Consider the following 18,014-nt stretch of genomic DNA (forward strand, 5'->3'; position numbering starts at 1 on the left):
GGATAGTGAAGGTAATCCACTGTCTGGCGCAGAATTCAAAGTTGTAGATAATAAGGGAAAAGCCATTCAAGAAGGCCTTGTTTCAGATGAAAAAGGAATCGTATCAATCACAGAATTAGCACCAGGGGACTATCAATTTATAGAAACAAAAGCACCAGAAGGATACATTATTAATCCAACAGCAACAGATTTCTCTATAAAGTACTCAATAGAGGGACAACCCGAAGTAGTTATTGCAAGTGAAGGTTTTGTAAATTATCAAGGATCTGCACAATTGTTAAAAACGAATAGTGAAGGTAACCCACTGTCTGGCGCAGAATTTAAAGTTGTAGATACTAAAGGTGAAGTGATTAAAGAAGGAATAATTTCAAATGCTGACGGAATAGTATCAGTAACAGGTTTAGCATCAGGTGATTACCAATTTATTGAAACAAAAGCACCAGAAGGCTTTATCCTTAATTCGACAGTAGTCAACTTCACGATAAAAGCAGAAGCAGCAGATGAACCCGAAGTGGTTGTAGCAAGCGAAAGTTTTGTAAATTATCAAGGATCCGCACAATTGTTGAAAACAGATAGCAAAGAAAACCCATTGCCTGGTGCAAAATTCAAGATCATCGATAAAGAAGGAAAAACGGTTATACAAGATATTGTATCGGATGATAAGGGGGTTGTATTGGTAAAAAATCTGGCACCAGGAGATTACCAATTTATTGAGACAAAAGCGCCTAGAGGATATGTGTTAGATGAGACACCATTTGAATTTACGATTGTAAGCGAAGCGCTGGGTGAGCCAAGCTTAGTTGATGTAGGAGAATTTGAGAATAAAGCAATTTCTACAATTGAAAATTCGGAAAAAGGAAGTAGCCATGATAAAAAACTTCCCAAAACTAATGATCAAGATCTAGTATGGATGGAAATCTTAGGCGTTATTATATTGATATTTATAGGAATAATTGTTTATTTTCGTCAAAAAATTAAACTGACATTATAAATAGTTGTATTCTATAATGACAAAATCTAGTTTATAATAATATTATAACTAAAATTAACTCAAACGATTTTCTTGTATTAAAATTTAACTGTTGTGATTATTCATTTTGAGTTTCCTTCAAATTATGCTTAAATATTCGGAGTGAGTGGTGGAAAGATGTTAGCAGAAACAATTACAAAACCCGAAGAGTATTTGCTTTATTCAAACAAAATACTACTAAAGGCGAAAATAACTGATAGCTATCCTAAAATTTTTGAATACTATTGCGAGCTTTGTGAACAGTTCAAAGCGATCTTTTATGATGATGATAATCTTTTTCTTAAAATGGGAAAGTTGCTCAGTATTGATGCTGAAATACAAATGATTTTAGAAATTGTTGAGTCCTCACAAAATGAGGTGTTAAAGGGTTTCAAAATGAGCGAAGATCAAATCATTCAAATGATTAAGTGCGACAAAAAATATTTTTATAGAGAACTAACTGGATATACAGTCAAAGATAATCCTAGATGGAGTTTGATTTATTTAAGTGAAAATTAAATAAAATTGAAAGATTATATTTCTTTGAAAGTCATATAGAATTTAGTAAAGTAATGTATAATAATGGTTTTACAATGGAATGAATTTTTAAATGCAGAAACATTTTAAGAGGAAATTGGTCATTAATTAAGAATTGATACAACCGTGAAGTAAAAAAATTCAAAACAATTATTTTCATTAGGCGGTAGTGTCTTTTATCAGGTAATATAGATTTTTAGAATTCAATATGGATTTCATTAACATTCAATAGTTACACATACAGGTAAATATAGTAAAAGCCAGTCGAAGAGAAATCTAAATTACACGATGAGATTAAAAGTGCAGTTAAAAATTTAGATTTGGAAGAGCTTCAACATATTGCTGAAGAAGCACATAAAGATTATCCATATTATAAAGCAGTAAAAAATTCTATTGAAGTTTCAGTACGAGCAGTTCTTTATAATGCAGATAAAGAAGAATAAGTATAAAAAAAATGTTCACTGATGATCTTACATCAGTGAACAATTTTTTTATACTAACTACAATTTAAAGAGCAACAATTTAGATGTTTTATAGAAACAATATCACCTTCTAAAGAATGCATTGTTCAAAGAAATAACTTTAAACAAATTTTTATTATCATATCCTCAAATAGATTAAGAATTTCTATCAGAAGTGGCGAAACGTCTTGACCTCACAGAACAATTAATCGGAAGAATCACGGTTAATCTAGCATTTAATGTAAGAAAATATAAAGAAAGGGAACAAACAAAAATTGAAAACTACAAAAAAAAGGATCTGCTTCTTATTTAATGATGAATCCAAGAATACTTGGGAGATACTTAACAAAACTCACTAGGAATAGTCTAATGAAGCAGCCACTTCTAAATTTAATTAAGTTAACAAACATAACTGCACTAAGAAAATAACGACTAGAATGAAATAGTTAAGGATTAAGGGAGAAGTAAGATGCGTCTCCCTAAACTAATCACATCCTTTAATTTCAAATTTTGAAATTGCTAGATAAACTGCAATCATACATTCTTGGTATTCCGTTGGGTCAGATAGATTTTGTTACAAATGAAACTATAACAAAAGTCATTATTTTAGAATAAGAAAATACGAATCTTATTTTAAAATGACAAAATGGAGGTGTGTTGTTGAGCGAGAAAATATATATTGAATACAATAATGATATTGAGTTCACTGAAGAATATGTTAAAGTAAACGGTAAAAAAATTTCTAATGAAGAAAAAAAGGACAATGAAACTTGGGAGCAAGTCGCTATCAGGTTGAGAGGTGAAGCCTTGCAGAAACACTTAAAACGTCAATATGAAAATACAATCGTTTTGACTGGTGCAGGAAGTTCTTTTGGAGTTGGAATTGGTGATAAAAAAGGAAAATTAATGTCGGGTTTATGGGAAGAAGCGGTAAATAAATTCGGTTATTCTCATTTGCAAGATTTTTGTAATAAAATAAATTTCAAGGAGTTTAAACCTAAAAATGAAACTACTAACTTAGAATTCCTTCTTACACATGCTCAATTATATCAATATGTTACTGGAGATACAGACGTAGAGGAATTTATAAAGCAACTTAGAAATATGGTAAAAGAAAGTTGCACACTTAAGTTACCAAAGAATAGCGTACATCGCAAATTCTTAAGAAAGCTAGCAGCAAAGAAAACTAAGTATGCAAGACCAAAAGTGTTTACGTTGAACTATGATACGTTATTTGAACAAGCAGCTGAAAAGAATGGATTTATGATTATTGATGGCTTTTCTTTTAATTTTCCTCGAAAATTCAAAGGAACAAATTTTGATTTAGATGTGGTAACTAGAATAACTAATAAAAATGTTTTGGAGGATAACTTTGTTCCGAATGTAGTTCATGTTTATAAACCCCATGGCTCAGTAAATTGGTTAGCTAAAACAATGAAGTAATTATTAGCGATGAATCCGAAGACCCACTTATGATTTATCCAAGCTCTAATAAGTATGAAAGTTCCTATCAACAGCCTTTTTTTGAAATGATGAGCAGATTTCAGCAAGAAACTAGAGCCAAGAATACACTACTTATAATTGTTGGATATAGTTGTGGAGATGCACATATTAATGCCATGATTTATGAAGCATTAAGTGTTAACTCGAGTATAACAATAGTATTCGTAGCTCCGAATATAGATGCTGAGGATCAATATGAAGATTTAAAAAAAGAAGTATCTCAAACCGGGAATGTAATATTGACTAAGCAAACATTTGAGGAATTTGTAGATAGTTATCCGTATTCTGAAATTTACTCATCGGCTAAATGGGGGAGTTCGGATGAATGAAAAAAATCCATTTGATAATAACTATTTTATTGGATATATTAGCCACGTAAGTCCTCAATTTGTCAAGGTTCATTTCCCATCATCTACTTTGCTTAATAAAACGATTTTTTCTGGAGAAGAATTTAATGGTGGGTTAGTAGGAAATTTTGTTACTATTGAAGCAGAGAATGCTGGATTTATTGGCAAAATTTCAGAAATTGACTTACCTGAAAAAGAGAGACTGACGTTATCGGAAAAATCATTTCAAAATTCGGATTTTCATCCAACTGCTAAAGTAGAAATTTTACTTTCTTTTGATTATTTTAGTGGAAATGCGCAACACACTTTGAATGCTTTTCCTAATATAGGAGCTAAAGTTTTTGTTTGTCCAAGTAGTTTTATTCAAAAATATGTAATGAAATTTGGGCAAAAAAATGATTTGGATGTTCCATATATTAGATTAGGCCATTTAACATCTAATTCAGAAACTGAGGTTTGTGTGAGTCAACAGGCATTATTTAATCGTCATTGTGCAGTAGTGGGAACAACTGGTGGGGGAAAAAGCTGGACTATCGCAAAATTAATTGAAAGTATGATCAATAACAAGTCTAAAGTCATTTTGTTAGATCCTACTGGAGAGTATGCGGCTATAAAAAAAAGTGTGCAATCTGTTGCTATAGGAAAAAGTGCTTTTTTTCCATATAGAAATCTAACAAAAGAGGATTTATTCTTTTTAATTAAACCATCTGAGGGTGTACAAAAACCTAAGCTACTTGAGGCAATACGTTCATTGAAAATAGTAAAAATATATCAAGATAAAATTGACAAGCCAAGTACTAGAGATCAGATAAAGGATTTTATTGACATTGAATCTGGACATCTTAAGAAATCGAAAAAGATAATAAAAAGTTTTGAGAGATATCAATTACAAAATTTTGAAGTAATTGAGTCAGAAGATATCAATATCAATATAAAAAAATTAAGCAAACAAATTATCTATGAGTGTATCTATCCAACAGATAATAGTGACAGCAAGCTTTTTGGCCCAATTAGTGAACGTGATGCCAATTTTTGTTACGGACTATCTTCTAGAATAACTAATCTGGTAACTACGAAGATATATGATCTTTAATGATACTCAGGAAAAAGAAGCTAACCTGATTGAGATTATTGAAGGATTTCTTTCTGATGAACAGCAGAAAAATTTTTTTCTTAGAATAGGATTTGAGGGTTTAGGTTATGAATTTCAAGCACGAGAAATCTTAGCAAATGCAATTGGGAAATATCTTTTAAAACTAGCAAGAAATCAAAAGTTTAAAGAGAATCCTATTGTACTTGTTTTAGATGAAGCTCATCAATTTTTGAATAAAGTGATCGTTGATGACTATTTTCAATCAGCTAGCTTGACTGCTTTTGATCAAATTGCAAAGGAAAGTAGGAAATATGGACTATTTCTCTGTATATCTACACAAATGCCAAGGGATATCCCAGTAGGAACTTTATCTCAGATGGGTACTTTTTTAGTTCATCGCTTAATTAATTACAATGATAAAGAAGCTATAAGGCAATCTTGTTCCTCTGCCAATTCAGACATTCTAGCTTATCTTCCTGTTTTAGGAGAAGGTGAGGCTATTCTAACTGGAGTAGATTTCTCTATGCCGTTAAGTATAAAAGTTATACCACCCATAGTAACACCTGATTCTAGTACTCCATTATTTAAAAAAAGTAATTAAATTAAAATTTTTTCTATCTGCTTTAAAATTAACATTAAGGGAAAAATTTCTATTCAGTTGCAGTTTCAGCTCGCAGTATTTTATAAAATTGACACCATTACTTTCAAATGTTTTGAACATCATTTAATTTCTAGCAAATCCAACCAGGTCTTAAAAAATCTCTTAAGGTTTCATAGTTTTCAAAACGTTAATTGGGGTCGTTGCGAATTTATTCGCTTACGAATACAGTATGTGATGGAGATTTCTCAGAAATCGAGTACCATTCAATTAAAGATTAGAGACACTTTCGACTTTTGGAAAGTGTCTTTTTTGTTTTTTATATCAGAACAATAAGGGATATCTATTAAAATTCAAGTAGTATCTCTTCTTATTACTAGGGTTTCTTGTCAATCGCCAAACTTCTTTAAGCATGAATTCAATATGAAAAAAGTAACAAGAAACCCAACCATATATATAAATAAGAAGTACTCAAGAAAAAGAAATATCCTTGAGTACTTCTTATTTTTTTATGTATTGGCATCTTACTTCTTTCAAAATCTTCTCAAATCGTCTTATGCAACGATACTGCTATCCTATTTTCGAGATAACTGTTCACTAATCAAACGACTCGTCACTTCAAACGCCGTAGTGATGTTCTTTCGCTCTTCACTAGAAAGTACTTTTCCTGAGAAGGTTAAGTTAGGTTCTTTTTTTAGAAAATCAAGAAACTTCGACATTTGTTTAGAAATATCTTTTTGACTGCTATTTCGATAGTCTAAGAAATTCTTTTGTAAATCAGGGATAGCTTCGGTTTGATTATCAAGAATTAAATCTGTAGACACATGAAATATTTCTGCTAGTTTTAAAATCTCAGTATCTCTTAACGGTCGCTCGCCTCTTTCAATTCTGCCGAGAACATTTTTATTAAGGTTCATTAGCTCTGCCAGATGCGCTTGAGAATAATTTTTACTTTCTCTGAGATTAACCACATTTTCCCCTATTCTTGAGGGTTCGTATAAGTTCTCTTGTTGGGACATAAATTCTGCACCTCTCATACCTGTTTTATAAAAGCGTATCACAGAATACAAAATAGGTATGTTTTGTATATAAAATAGATTTTACTGTTTAAACATCTATTTTGTTGTGATAAGATGAGTTGTATACAAAATAGATACTATTTTAATTAAATCTGTTATAGGTTGAAAATAGAAATGAGACTATGTGCTGAGAAATACATTCGATCAATCTATTTCCATGGGAATCAGCTGTTGCCAGTTACTTTTTTATCATGAGTTGTCAAATCAATCAGATAATGCAAGTCCATATACAACACTAATTTTTAAACTTACCAAGGAACTTCATGATTAAGGTAAAGTTCAATAGAATATGCTCATAGTCACGAACTGGAGAAGAGTTTCATCACACACCTAAGACTTTCCTAACAGCACCAATGATAAAACTTTGATCGATCATAGTAAGTGAAAGAGAAAGGAGGAATTTTATAAACGTTACCACTTGATTTCCAGACAAAGTTTGCGAGAAAGGCTTAGGCTTTAGTTGATTTTCAACCAAACAATTATAAGGAGGAATTTATGTGAGAAAAAGATTTTGTTTACTAGGGGTAGTTTGTTTTGTCAGTATCCTGATTCTATCTGCCTGTTCCAATGAATCAAATCATGGTGAGTCTAATAGCAATGATGGGAAAGTTTCGCTAACCATGACAGCCTGGGGAAATCCAGCAGAGCAAGAAGTATATCAGCGAGCGATTGATGCCTATATGAAACAAAATGAAAACGTATCCATCGAACTTATTCCTGCTCCTGGGGATACGTATGCGCAGCAATTACTCACGCAGTTGCAAGGAAGTCAAGCTCCTGACTTATTTTATGTAGGGGAGGTACAAATGGCGCAACTGATTGCGACTGGACGATTGATTGAATTAACAGATTTCTTGGAATCAGAGGATAGCTATGTCAAAGTTGATGACTTTGCCTCAGGAATCTGGGGACCTGCTCGAAGAGGGGAGCAAATCTACGGTGTTTCTGTCGATTCCAATCCAATGTTGTTGTATTACAACAAAAAAGTGCTAGAAGAAGCAGGACTTGATCCTAACGAACCGCAAAAATTATATGAATCTGGAAATTGGACTTGGGATAATTTCCAAAAGATAAATGAGACGGTCACTGCTAATGGAAAATATGGTCATGTCCTAGAAAATGGTGCACATCACTACTTCAGTTGGTTGTGGTCAAATGGTGGAGAAATGTATGGGGACGATGGTTCGTTTATTTTACCTGAAAATGAACGAGGAATAGAAACCTTTGCTTATTTGACGAAAAATGTAGTTGACGGGAATTTCACCTATGCAGGGGCTTTGCCAGAGGGGCAAGGTGGGGACGCCATGTTTATGTCCAACCAAACAGCCTTTGTGTCAGCGGGACGGTGGTTTACACCAATGTTCAGCGAAAATGAGGCATTAGAATTTGATTACATTCCATATCCTACTAACACAGGTGAACAAATCGAGCCTAGCTTTATTGCAACCGCGTATTTAGCGGTAGGTGATCATTCAAAAAATAAAGAAGAAGCGTTGCGCTTTCTATCCTACTATACTTCGGAGCAAGGACAACGGGATCGGTTAGAAGATGAGGGAAATGCTGTTCCTTCTGTGACGACAGCAGATGACATCATTGAAAATGCCACGATACCTGAGCATGCCAACTATTTAATCGATGCAAGAGATATCGGTAAAGTAGAAGATAAACAGGCATTGGTTCCAGGACTAAGTGATCAATTAGAAAGTATTCTGGATCTACTCTTCTTAGGGCAGTTAGATCTTGATGAAGCTGTAGTACGCTTGGAAAAAACAGCCAATGAATTGATCGAAGCCAATCAACCGTAGCAATATTTATTAGATGAGGAGGTGGTAGAATGAGGAAAAGCACAACAAAATGGGCCTGGTTATTTCTAACGCCACAATTAGTGGGGCTCATCATTTTTTCTCTGATTCCAGTGGCAATAGCAATTGGCTTGAGCTTCATGTCATGGGATGGATTTGGTGCTCGGACGTTTGTAGGGATTCAGAATTATATCAATCAATTTGCCAATCCTGATTTTTGGACAGCAACATACAATACATTGCTCTATACCTTATTCACTGTTCCGATCGGTCTGAGTTTGGCGCTGGTATTAGCGGTCGTTTTGAATAAACGTACTGGAAAAAATGTGTATCGATTGTTCTTTTTCATGCCGGTTGTGACAAGCTCAGTCTCTGTGTCCGTCATGTGGATGTGGATTTTAAATGGTGATATTGGGATATTGAATCAGGTATTGGGGATGATCGGTATCCAAGGACCTAATTGGCTGACGGACACTCGGATCGTGATGCTATCTATCGCTATGTTAAGCATCTGGTGGCAACTAGGGTACAACATGGTAATTTTTTTAGCAGGTATTCAAAATATCTCCAAATCCTATTATGAAGCCGCGGAAATGGATGGTGCCAGTAAGTTGCAGCAATTTTTTAAAATCACCTTACCGATGCTTTCACCAACGACATTCTTTCTATCCATTATGGCGATCATTAGTTCGTTTCAAGTGTTTGACCAAGCGTTTGTTCTTACTCGAGGTGGTCCGGGGAAAGCCAGTTATACACTTGTTTATCACATTTATCAGCAGGCCTTTATTGATTTTCGCTTTGGGTCAAGTGCAGCAGGCGCGGTTATCCTGTTTGTAGCGATTTTGGTTCTTACATTGATTCAATTTTATGCGCAAAAAAGGTGGGTTCATTATGAAGAATAAGAAAATTAGCGTAGGCAAATTGTGCTTACACGGATTACTAGCAATCGGTTCTTTTTTGATGGTCTTTCCTTTTCTCTGGACGATCGGCAGTTCCTTAAAAAATATGACACAGATTTTTGCAATACCACCTGTTTGGTTCCCGAATCCGATTGTCTGGCAAAATTACCTCGATTCATTGCAAGCGATGCCTTTTGGTCGCGCCTATTGGAACAGCTTCTACATTACGATCATCGTCGTTGTTAGTCAGCTTTTCACTGGATCGATGGCTGCTTATGCTTTTGCAAAATTGAAATTCAAAGGTTCCGAGGCTCTGTTTCTGCTATTTTTAGCGACAATGATGATTCCTAAGCAAGTCACCATGATTCCATTGTATTTGATTATGGACAAGTTAGGCTGGTTAAACACGCATTTGCCATTGATCATTCCTGGTGCTTTATTTAACGCCTTTGCAGTTTTTTTATTGAGACAATTTATTCGAGGAATCCCCAAAGAATTAGAAGAGGCGGCAGTGATGGATGGTGCGAGCATCCCGCGTATTTATTGGAGTGTCATATTACCATTGATCAAACCGGCGCTTGCAGCCATGACGATCTTTATCTTTATGAGCACGTACAATAACTTCATGGATGCATTGATTTATCTTTCGACGCCTGAAAAATTCACGGTTCCTTTGTTGCTAAATAACTTTAAAGGACTCTATGTGACAAATTGGTCTTACATGATGGCAGGTGCCACGATTTCGGTGATTCCAATTATTCTGGTCTATTTGTTTGCCCAACGCTATATTATCGAAGGAATCACATTGACAGGGATCAAGGGATAGATAAAAAAGGATGATTAATAAGTGAAAATCAATCAACTGGCACAGTATCTAGAGTGGGTAATGAGATTTGCGTACCTCAACATTCTCTGGTTAGGGTTTACCCTTTTAGGGGTTGGTCTCTTTGGATTTTTTCCAGCTACGATGACTAGCTTCATTCTGTTAAAGAGCTTCATCGTTGATGGTGAAACCGAATGGACAGCGCAGGACTTCTTTATTTGCTATAAAAAAGTATTTTTTCGTAGTAATAAATTAGGATGCATCTGTTGGTTGATTCTCGGCAGCTTAGGGATCAATTTTCACATAGTTTTAACCTCCGAAGAGCCGCTGTTTATCGGTTTACGCATTCCCATACTATTAGCGATTATTGGTACTTTATCCATGCTTGTCTATGTGTTTCCTATCAGTGTTTATTGGGGAAGATCGATGTATCAGACCTTTTTTTCAGCAGGATGCTTTGCACTGGCATTTCCAGTTCAAACAGCTAAGGTCTTGGCTTTGCTTATTCTCATAGCGTGTATAGGGTTTCTTTTTCCGATGTTTCTGTTGTTCTTTTCTGGAAGTGTATCAATGTATCTAGTGTTGAAAAATTATGTCTTGCTACAGATAAAAATAGACAAACAATCGATGGAGTGAATGTTGCCAATAGGAAAATAGAAGATTGATTTTTCGAGAAAATATGGAAGAGATTGAGAGGAGCAAGTATATGGTTAAAATTACATTTATTGGTGCAGGAAGTACGATATTTGCAAAAAATGTGTTAGGGGATGCGATGCTGACCCCAAGTTTATCTGAGGCTGATATTGCATTATACGATATCAATGAACAGCGGCTTAGAGAATCAGAGCTAATGTTGAGAACGATCAATAAAAATGCCAATCATGATCGGGCAAAAATCCGAACCTATCAGAATCGCAAAGAAGCTTTAACCGGTGCAGATTTTGTCATCAATGCAATCCAAGTAGGTGGCTACCAGCCATCTACAGTGATTGATTTTGAGATTCCCAAAAAATACGGTCTAAGACAAACCATTGGTGATACCATGGGGATCGGTGGGATTTTCCGCGCCCTACGGACATTGCCAGTGATGCTAGAGTTTGCAAGAGAAATGGAGGAGGTCTGCCCTCAAGCTTGGTTATTAAATTACACCAATCCAATGGCGATGTTGACGATGGGTATTTTGAAAGGAACGAAGATTAAAGCTGTTGGACTCTGTCATAGTGTGCAAGTTTGTGTGTCAGAGTTGTTTAAGCAACTGGGGATTTCAGAACAATATAATGCTGACGAATTTCAATGGAAGATCGCCGGGATCAACCATATGGCTTTTTTACTGGAATTGACAAAAGACGGGAAAGATTTTTATCCAACAATCAGAGAACTAGCAGCAGCAAAACCACATCCTCATCAAGATTCGGTGCGTTTTGAACTGATGAAACGTTTTGGCTATTACATCACAGAATCCAGTGAACACAATGCAGAATATCATCCTTACTTTATTAAAAATTTGTACCCAGAATTAATCGATAGTTTCGATATTCCGCTAGATGAGTATTTGCGCCGCTGTGAAAATCAAATTAGTGACTGGAATCAGATGAGGGAAAGTATTGTTATGAATGGGGAATTAACCCATACTCGCAGTAATGAATATGCGTCATACATTATGGATTCAATTGTAACTGGTACTCCTTCTGTTATAGCAGGGAATGTTTTGAATAAAGGCCTCATAACCAATCTTCCTGAAGACTGCTGTGTTGAAGTCCCCTGTTTAGTGGACAAGAACGGCATTCAACCAACCTATGTAGGTCAACTGCCTACCCAGTTAGCAGCGTTAAATCGAACAAACATCAACGTACAAGAATTAACAGTCGAAGCTGCATTGACATTGAACCGGTCGAAAATCTATCAAGCAGCTTACCTAGATCCGCATCTCTCTTCAGAACTCTCGCTAGAAGCAATTACTTGCCTAGTGGATGAATTAATTGAAGCCCATGCAGGTTATTTACCAGAGTACAAATAGAGAAAGTTCGGCTTTAGTCTATTGTTATGTCACTGGAAGTTTATAAAAAGAAGCGAACTCAAAAATTGTAAAATAATTTTTGGGTTTCACTTCTTTTTTGTTGTTATATTAAGAGTTATGGCACAAAGATGTTCACCTAGTTAATGAAATATTTTTGTCCTTGCGTAGAAAATGATTCAACACAAAAAGTCGTTCAATAGAAGACCTGAGAAAATTTAAACGAATCTTTCTTTTAATATAAAGCTGAAATGATACGAAAACAAGGGGTTTGGTTTCATTAGCCCAAAATTGATGATAGAATGCTTTAAATGATTCGTCTGTCGATCTTGAATAACCCTGATTTCCCCTAGTTACGACAGATGACGAAAAGTACTTAGAATATAAGCTTCTTTTGATATGTAATGTTATCTAAGGGTATGAATTACTTCAAATTTTGGACATCGACAGAAAGAGGGCTAAAAAGCTTATTATTTCAATGTGTAGTAGATGCGGGGTTCAAATCTAAAAGAGTGGAATGTAAATAACCCTCACTCTGGTGGGCTCCTTCGCCGGGTGGCAGGTCAAATCTAAAAGAGTGGAATGTAAAGATGCTTGTTGACCGCTAGTAACAACTGTGTGATCTTGTCTAAATCTAATATAATGGAGCACCAGCAGCGTTCAATTAACGATCGACTGAATCATCACAACATCACCCTCCAAAAAAGATGGAGGGGCTGGTCACTTTTTCAGCTCAAAACAAACTTTCATCACCAATTCCCTCATTATAAACAATGTAATCCTCCAATAAACCTGCCATCAACCCAAAAACAGTCGTCCTTCCTTCTCAATCAACTCACACGTCCATTTATCTTCAAATAACGATGCCATCTGTCTTGCTTGCGCAAACAAATCCGTATCTTTGATCGCAAAACTTTTTCGAGCAGTGGCTAACAAATAGTAATCATAGCGCTTGCTCTTTTTTGCCAATAGAAGGGCTTGATCCGCGGCTTTTTTCGCCTCTTGGTGTTGCTGTTCTTGCAGATAAAGCAAGGCAACATTCAAATGAATCGCACACTGTAAAGGTACAGTATTTTCAAGTGCTTCGTATTTTTTTAGCTGTTGGATCAATTGGCGGGCAATGACGTGGGCGGTTTCAACTGGAAAGAGGTATAAAAGGCAATTGATCAATTTGATATCATCAAGAGTCCAATTGGAATAGGTCTGAAGTGCATCCCAGGGAACCGTCAAAAGAACTTTGGGCAGGCAAGGAATTTCTTTTTCTGCATTCGTTGAGAGCGCTGTGAGAGAGTCGATTACATACAACAATAAGTCAATGGTTTTACTGACGGATGTTCTTTGGAAAAGTAAACATTATTCTTTCAAAGCAAGCAATGCTTTTAGATCCTGGTTGGAAAACAAAGAGAAAAATTGATGCAAGATTTGTTGTTTTTCATTTAAACGGTATCCTTGGGCGATGTAAAAAAATTCATCAAAACCGCAATCGATTCGCGCTAAAAGTTCGATAAAAAGGGTAACGGAGGGCGTTAATTTTTCATTTTCAAATTTAGACAAGGTGGTTCTTGAAAGCAGGTCTTTACAAACTTGCGCTTGCGTGATGCCACGGCTTTTTCTGATTTTACGATACGTGGTTCCTAACTTATTCATAGGCGCCTCCTTGAGCAATGTGATTATAGTGTACATAAGATAATTTTGCTCGTCAATCTGGTATAGTAGAACTATTAGACAGCTAGGCAACACCAGATAGAGGAGGCACGAACAAAAATGAATCAGACAAAATAAAATCCTTTACTTAGCAAATGGCGATCAATAACTAGAAAAACGAGCAATCGTTATTTCTAAGTAAAGGTGGAAAACAAATGAAGAAGAATCAGGGATTTACCCAATTGATCATTGGCCAAACAGTGGCGAATGTCGGGGATACCATTTATATTGTGGCAATTATCAGTTCTATTTTTAGCTGGACGGACTCTGCTTTGGCAGCGGCGCTTGTCCCAGTGCTAGTAACAGGAGGTGGTGTCATTTCCGGCTTTCTCGCACCGGTCATCACGAGTTATTTTCGCTTAGAACAAGTGCTGAAGGTCAGCCAGATGTGCAAAACAGCCTTACTCTTTTTTATGACCGCGTATCTCTATTTGAAAGCTGAAACGATGAATCTATTGGTTTTATATTGCCTTGTCGCATTGATTTCGTTTTTGGACGGCTGTTCAGAACCAATTAGTCGTGCCTTGATCCCGAAATATGTGGAAAAGCATCGCCTCGTCAAAGCCAATGGAATATTCAATTCGATGCTTCAAACAGTCAACATCGGCAGCTGGGCGATCGGAACCTCCTTGCTTCTGGTATTTTCTGTTCATCAGTTGGTTTTATTAGACAGCTTTCTGTTTCTAAGCGCCTCGATAGTATTAGCGTTTTTGCCCAGAACGACTCGAGAAAAAAACGAAAAGCAGCCATTAGCGCACCAGTTGTTTATCGGTTGGCGCTGGATTATGAAAGATCCTCTTGTTCGGGTGATCGTTGGCATGGACATGCTGGAAAGTATCGCCAATACAGCCTGGGTGTCTGTGATTGTGTTAGTATTCGTCCGAGAAGTGATGCAGGCACCTGATGCTTGGTGGGGCTATATCAACGCCACTTATTTTGTTGGCGCGTTGCTAGGAAGTGCGTTGGTGATGCGATTTTCCGAGCGGTTTGATAAAAACAAACGAACAGCGATTGTAATGGGCGCTATTTTAGGCGGACTGATCACAGTTGCCGTTGCCCTATCAGGCGACCGCTTTTTGATTCTAGGATTATCCGTTCTAATCGGGCTTTTCTCCCAGATCAAAAATATCCCACAAGCCTCATTAATCCAACAAAAAGTAGCAGCCGATCGATTGGTTGCCATCTACGCTGCCTCAGGCATCTTAAATTCCGGTGTTTTTGCTTTATTCACCTTGTTGATGGGACAGGTGGCAGATGTTTTTGATGTACGGTGGGTGTTTGTTCTTTCCGGCAGTTTATTGCTTCTAGTGGGGCTGATTGCAGGGAAGCTTAAAATCAGTTAAAAGTAAGAAGATAGTAGTCAAGAGAAACTCTTTTTTACGAAGATTTTATAAGATGAAACTAGCTTTAACGATTAGCTTAGATAAGGGCACGTACAGGAAGATGAAAAAGTAATTACAGCTAGTTAGGAACAGTCCCTGACTAGCTTTTTGTGTGGTGATCTAAACGTTCTTACATCGAGAATACAATGATTATTGTAGATTTGATCGGTCGCTAATCACAGATCATTCATATGCAAAAGCATTTCGTAGCTGAATGTTGAGATTGACTAAGTATGGGGCTGCTATAGGAGGAAAGCGCAAGCATCTCTATATAAAACTTGATTACTTGAAAGAAAAGCTTTGTATTGATTTGGAGTAAATTCACAATTTTTTTGAATATCTTTAGTTTTCCAAGATTCCCCTAAAAAGCTCATCTAACAGCTCTTAACCTTATATACATTTACATATCTAACTCTTATCTTTTCGCTTTTAGTTAGTTAAAACGCAAAAAATAAATGTGAATCCGAGCTATTTTTAAATAATTAACTAGATAATCTTCCGATTGGAACGGTTAAACAGTGAATGATTGTTAGAAAAGAGATTAGGGAATGCAAGTTGTGATAAGTAAACTCATAAAAGAAGAATGCTAGAAAAGTAGAGAAAAATAGGATTAATGAAATAATCGAGATCCTTATTTTTTAACAATTTTCGAAAACCATAAATGAATTGAAGGAAGCTTAGTGTGGGTGAAAGAATAATTACAAAAAAATATTGACTTAAAAAAATGGCTATGGTAATCTATAAACGAAAATAGTGGGAACGTTTCCAAAATGCATCTTCGTTAAATTTTTATTTTTTTAAACAAAAATGGAAACGTTTCTAAAATATATTGGGAGGAGATCGAATTGGAAAAGACATTGGGACCAGGTGGTGAGATAAGGGCGGTACAACGGGATAAAAAAAATATCTCGAAGTGGGAAAAATTAAAGAAACAGTTGCGGCGTGATAAGTGGATGTACTTGTTGCTCTTACCAGGTATCATCATGACGTTTATCTTTAAGTATGTGCCAATGTACGGTGCTGTGATTGCATTTAAAGACTATAATCCTATGCTAGGAATTTTGGAAAGTCCTTGGGTAGGACTAGATCACTTTAGGGAATTTATTAGTTCACCAAATTTTACGCTTTTGCTGAGCAACACATTAAAAATTAGCATTTATGGTTTATTGTTAGGTTTTTTTCCACCAATTATTTTAGCACTGAGCTTGAATCAAATTATCAATAAAAAAATAAAACAGAAAATCCAGTTGATTCTATATGCGCCGAATTTTATCTCAGTAGTTATTATCGTGGGGATGCTGTTTTTGTTCCTATCCGCAAATGGACCTATTAATGGGTTAGTAGAAAAGGTTACGGGGCAACCAATTATGTTCATGTCTAATCCAGCTTATTTCAGAACGATTTATATTTTATCGGGAATTTGGCAAGGAATCGGCTGGTCATCCATTCTTTACACCGCGACGCTGGCGGGAGTCAGTACCGATTTATATGAGGCAGCAAATATCGATGGGGCAAATATTTTACAAAAGATTTGGCATATCGATTTGCCGGCATTGAGGCCTGTGATGGTGATCAGCTTCATCTTGGCTGCCGGCGGTATTATGAATGTAGGATATGAAAAAGCCTACTTGATGCAAACTTCAATGAACATCCCTGCCTCAGAAATCATTTCCACTTATGTATACAAAGTCGGCTTGCAATCAGGTGATTATGCCTACTCTGCTGCTGTTGGTCTGTTCAATATGATTATTAATGTCGTTTTATTACTGATTGTCAACAATATAACCAAGCGGCTAAACGATGGTCAAGGCTTGTAACGAAAGGAGAAAATTATGAATAGTGCTTTATCAAAAATCGACCGTCAAATCTTATGGCTGAATCGAGTGATTGTAACTTTTTTAGTCGTCATCACCATTGTTCCGCTGATTTATGTACTGGTAGCTTCTTTTATGGACCCAGCTACTTTGATCAATAAAGGTATAAGCTTCAATCCGAAAGATTGGACAATACAAGGATATCAGCGGGTACTTGCAGATGACTCCATTTTACGCGGTTTTATAAATTCGTTGTTTTACTCTTTTAGCTTCAGCTTATTGACTGTATTTATTACGATGATCACTGCGTATCCTTTGTCTCGACCTAACTTGGCTGGGAAAAAGATTATTATGACTTTTTTTGTCATTACAATGTTCGTTGGTGGCGGCTTGATACCTACCTATTTATTGGTAAAGAACTTGGGCATGTTAGATAGTGTATGGGCGATTATCGTACCAGGTGCTATAAATGTGTGGAATATTATCTTAGCCCGTACCTATTTTAGTGCTTTGCCAAAAGAACTTTCTGAAGCTGCTACTATCGATGGGGCCAATGACTTGCAAATACTGTTCAAAGTCATGCTTCCATTGGCTAAACCAATTATGTTCGTATTGTTTTTATATGCCTTTGTTGGGCAATGGAACTCATATTTTGATGCCATGATCTATATCAAAGATCCCGACTTACAGCCGTTGCAACTCGTATTAAGAAATATTTTGATCCAAAACCAACCCTCACAAGACATGGTGGGAGCCAATACAGCCATGGCAGAAATGAAACAAATTGCTGAGTTAATCAAATACGCAACGATCGTCATTTCTAGTCTGCCATTAATCATAATGTATCCTTTCTTCCAAAAATATTTTGATAAAGGTGTTTTAGTTGGTTCTGTTAAAGGATAAGCATTGTTCACTATTTGTATGAATAAAAATTATAAAGGAGATTTTA

17 protein-coding genes are annotated in these 18,014 nt (G+C 35.9%); 14 read left to right on the forward strand and 3 right to left on the reverse strand.

Features of this window, described 5'->3' with window-relative positions:
- The 6 genes from IAE45_RS15535 to IAE45_RS15560 all read left to right on the forward strand — a co-directional run.
- Positions 1-991 (forward strand): MSCRAMM family protein (locus IAE45_RS15535; protein WP_200143138.1); only part of this gene is annotated, 991 nt, incomplete at its 5' end.
- 156 nt (positions 992-1,147) lie between these two features.
- Positions 1,148-1,528 carry a DUF7006 family protein gene (locus IAE45_RS15540; protein WP_200127261.1) on the forward strand — a complete coding sequence of 127 codons (381 nt, stop codon included), beginning with the start codon at positions 1,148-1,150 and terminating at the stop codon, positions 1,526-1,528.
- A gap of 1,139 nt (positions 1,529-2,667) precedes the next feature.
- The gene (locus IAE45_RS19225) at positions 2,668-3,450 is read left to right on the forward strand and encodes an SIR2 family protein (protein ID WP_200127259.1); all 783 of its coding nucleotides are present in this window, start codon (positions 2,668-2,670) and stop codon (positions 3,448-3,450) included.
- 29 nt (positions 3,451-3,479) lie between these two features.
- Positions 3,480-3,839, forward strand: coding sequence for an SIR2 family protein (locus tag IAE45_RS19230; RefSeq protein ID WP_200127257.1), 360 nt, complete (start codon positions 3,480-3,482; stop codon positions 3,837-3,839).
- Positions 3,832-4,950, forward strand: coding sequence for a helicase HerA domain-containing protein (locus IAE45_RS15555; RefSeq protein ID WP_200127255.1), 1,119 nt, complete (start codon positions 3,832-3,834; stop codon positions 4,948-4,950). The genes IAE45_RS19230 and IAE45_RS15555 overlap by 8 nt, the downstream gene beginning before the upstream one ends.
- Positions 4,940-5,551 (forward strand): ATP-binding protein, encoded by a 612-nt coding sequence (locus IAE45_RS15560; RefSeq protein WP_200127248.1) that lies wholly within the window; start codon positions 4,940-4,942, stop codon positions 5,549-5,551. The genes IAE45_RS15555 and IAE45_RS15560 overlap by 11 nt, the downstream gene beginning before the upstream one ends.
- 572 nt (positions 5,552-6,123) lie before the next feature.
- Here the strand turns inward: IAE45_RS15560 and IAE45_RS15565 are convergent.
- The gene (locus IAE45_RS15565) at positions 6,124-6,567 is read right to left on the reverse strand and encodes a helix-turn-helix domain-containing protein (protein WP_233619101.1); all 444 of its coding nucleotides are present in this window, start codon (positions 6,565-6,567) and stop codon (positions 6,124-6,126) included.
- 557 nt (positions 6,568-7,124) lie between these two features.
- Between IAE45_RS15565 and IAE45_RS15570 the strand changes: the two genes are divergently transcribed.
- From IAE45_RS15570 to IAE45_RS15590, 5 genes are all read left to right on the forward strand, one after another.
- Entirely contained in the window at positions 7,125-8,432 is a 1,308-nt protein-coding gene (locus IAE45_RS15570; protein ID WP_081119366.1) for an ABC transporter substrate-binding protein, read from the forward strand.
- A 29-nt stretch (positions 8,433-8,461) separates the two neighbouring features.
- On the forward strand, positions 8,462-9,331 hold the full coding sequence (locus IAE45_RS15575; protein WP_005233036.1) for a carbohydrate ABC transporter permease: 870 nt from the start codon (positions 8,462-8,464) through the stop codon (positions 9,329-9,331).
- A complete protein-coding gene (locus IAE45_RS15580; protein ID WP_081119365.1) occupies positions 9,321-10,154 on the forward strand; it encodes a carbohydrate ABC transporter permease in 834 nt (277 codons plus the stop codon). The genes IAE45_RS15575 and IAE45_RS15580 overlap by 11 nt, the downstream gene beginning before the upstream one ends.
- Before the next feature lie 21 nt (positions 10,155-10,175).
- On the forward strand, positions 10,176-10,787 hold the full coding sequence (locus IAE45_RS15585; RefSeq protein WP_200127244.1) for a YesL family protein: 612 nt from the start codon (positions 10,176-10,178) through the stop codon (positions 10,785-10,787).
- Positions 10,788-10,857: 70 nt separating this feature from the next.
- Positions 10,858-12,168, forward strand: a complete 1,311-nt coding sequence (locus IAE45_RS15590; protein WP_081119363.1) for an alpha-glucosidase/alpha-galactosidase — start codon at positions 10,858-10,860, stop codon at positions 12,166-12,168.
- Positions 12,169-12,963: 795 nt separating this feature from the next.
- Here the strand turns inward: IAE45_RS15590 and IAE45_RS19035 are convergent.
- Positions 12,964-13,470: an Rgg family transcriptional regulator gene (locus IAE45_RS19035; protein WP_233619103.1), complete on the reverse strand. Its 507-nt coding sequence runs from the start codon at positions 13,468-13,470 to the stop codon at positions 12,964-12,966.
- A 48-nt stretch (positions 13,471-13,518) separates the two neighbouring features.
- Positions 13,519-13,812: a helix-turn-helix domain-containing protein gene (locus IAE45_RS19040; protein ID WP_233619104.1), complete on the reverse strand. Its 294-nt coding sequence runs from the start codon at positions 13,810-13,812 to the stop codon at positions 13,519-13,521.
- Positions 13,813-14,024: 212 nt separating this feature from the next.
- On the opposite strand from IAE45_RS19040, the gene IAE45_RS15600 reads away from it, so the two are divergent.
- From IAE45_RS15600 to IAE45_RS15610, 3 genes are all read left to right on the forward strand, one after another.
- Positions 14,025-15,212, forward strand: a complete 1,188-nt coding sequence (locus IAE45_RS15600) for an MFS transporter (protein ID WP_081119361.1) — start codon at positions 14,025-14,027, stop codon at positions 15,210-15,212.
- Positions 15,213-16,075: 863 nt separating this feature from the next.
- On the forward strand, positions 16,076-17,068 hold the full coding sequence (locus IAE45_RS15605; RefSeq protein WP_005233042.1) for an ABC transporter permease: 993 nt from the start codon (positions 16,076-16,078) through the stop codon (positions 17,066-17,068).
- Between the two features lie 15 nt (positions 17,069-17,083).
- Positions 17,084-17,968 carry a carbohydrate ABC transporter permease gene (locus IAE45_RS15610; RefSeq protein ID WP_008381795.1) on the forward strand — a complete coding sequence of 295 codons (885 nt, stop codon included), beginning with the start codon at positions 17,084-17,086 and terminating at the stop codon, positions 17,966-17,968.
- The last annotated feature ends 46 nt before the right edge of the window (positions 17,969-18,014 follow it).

The sequence above is a fragment of the Enterococcus sp. S53 genome, assembly GCF_016516865.1.
GTDB classification, from domain to species: Bacteria; Bacillota; Bacilli; order Lactobacillales; family Enterococcaceae; genus Enterococcus_D; species Enterococcus_D innesii.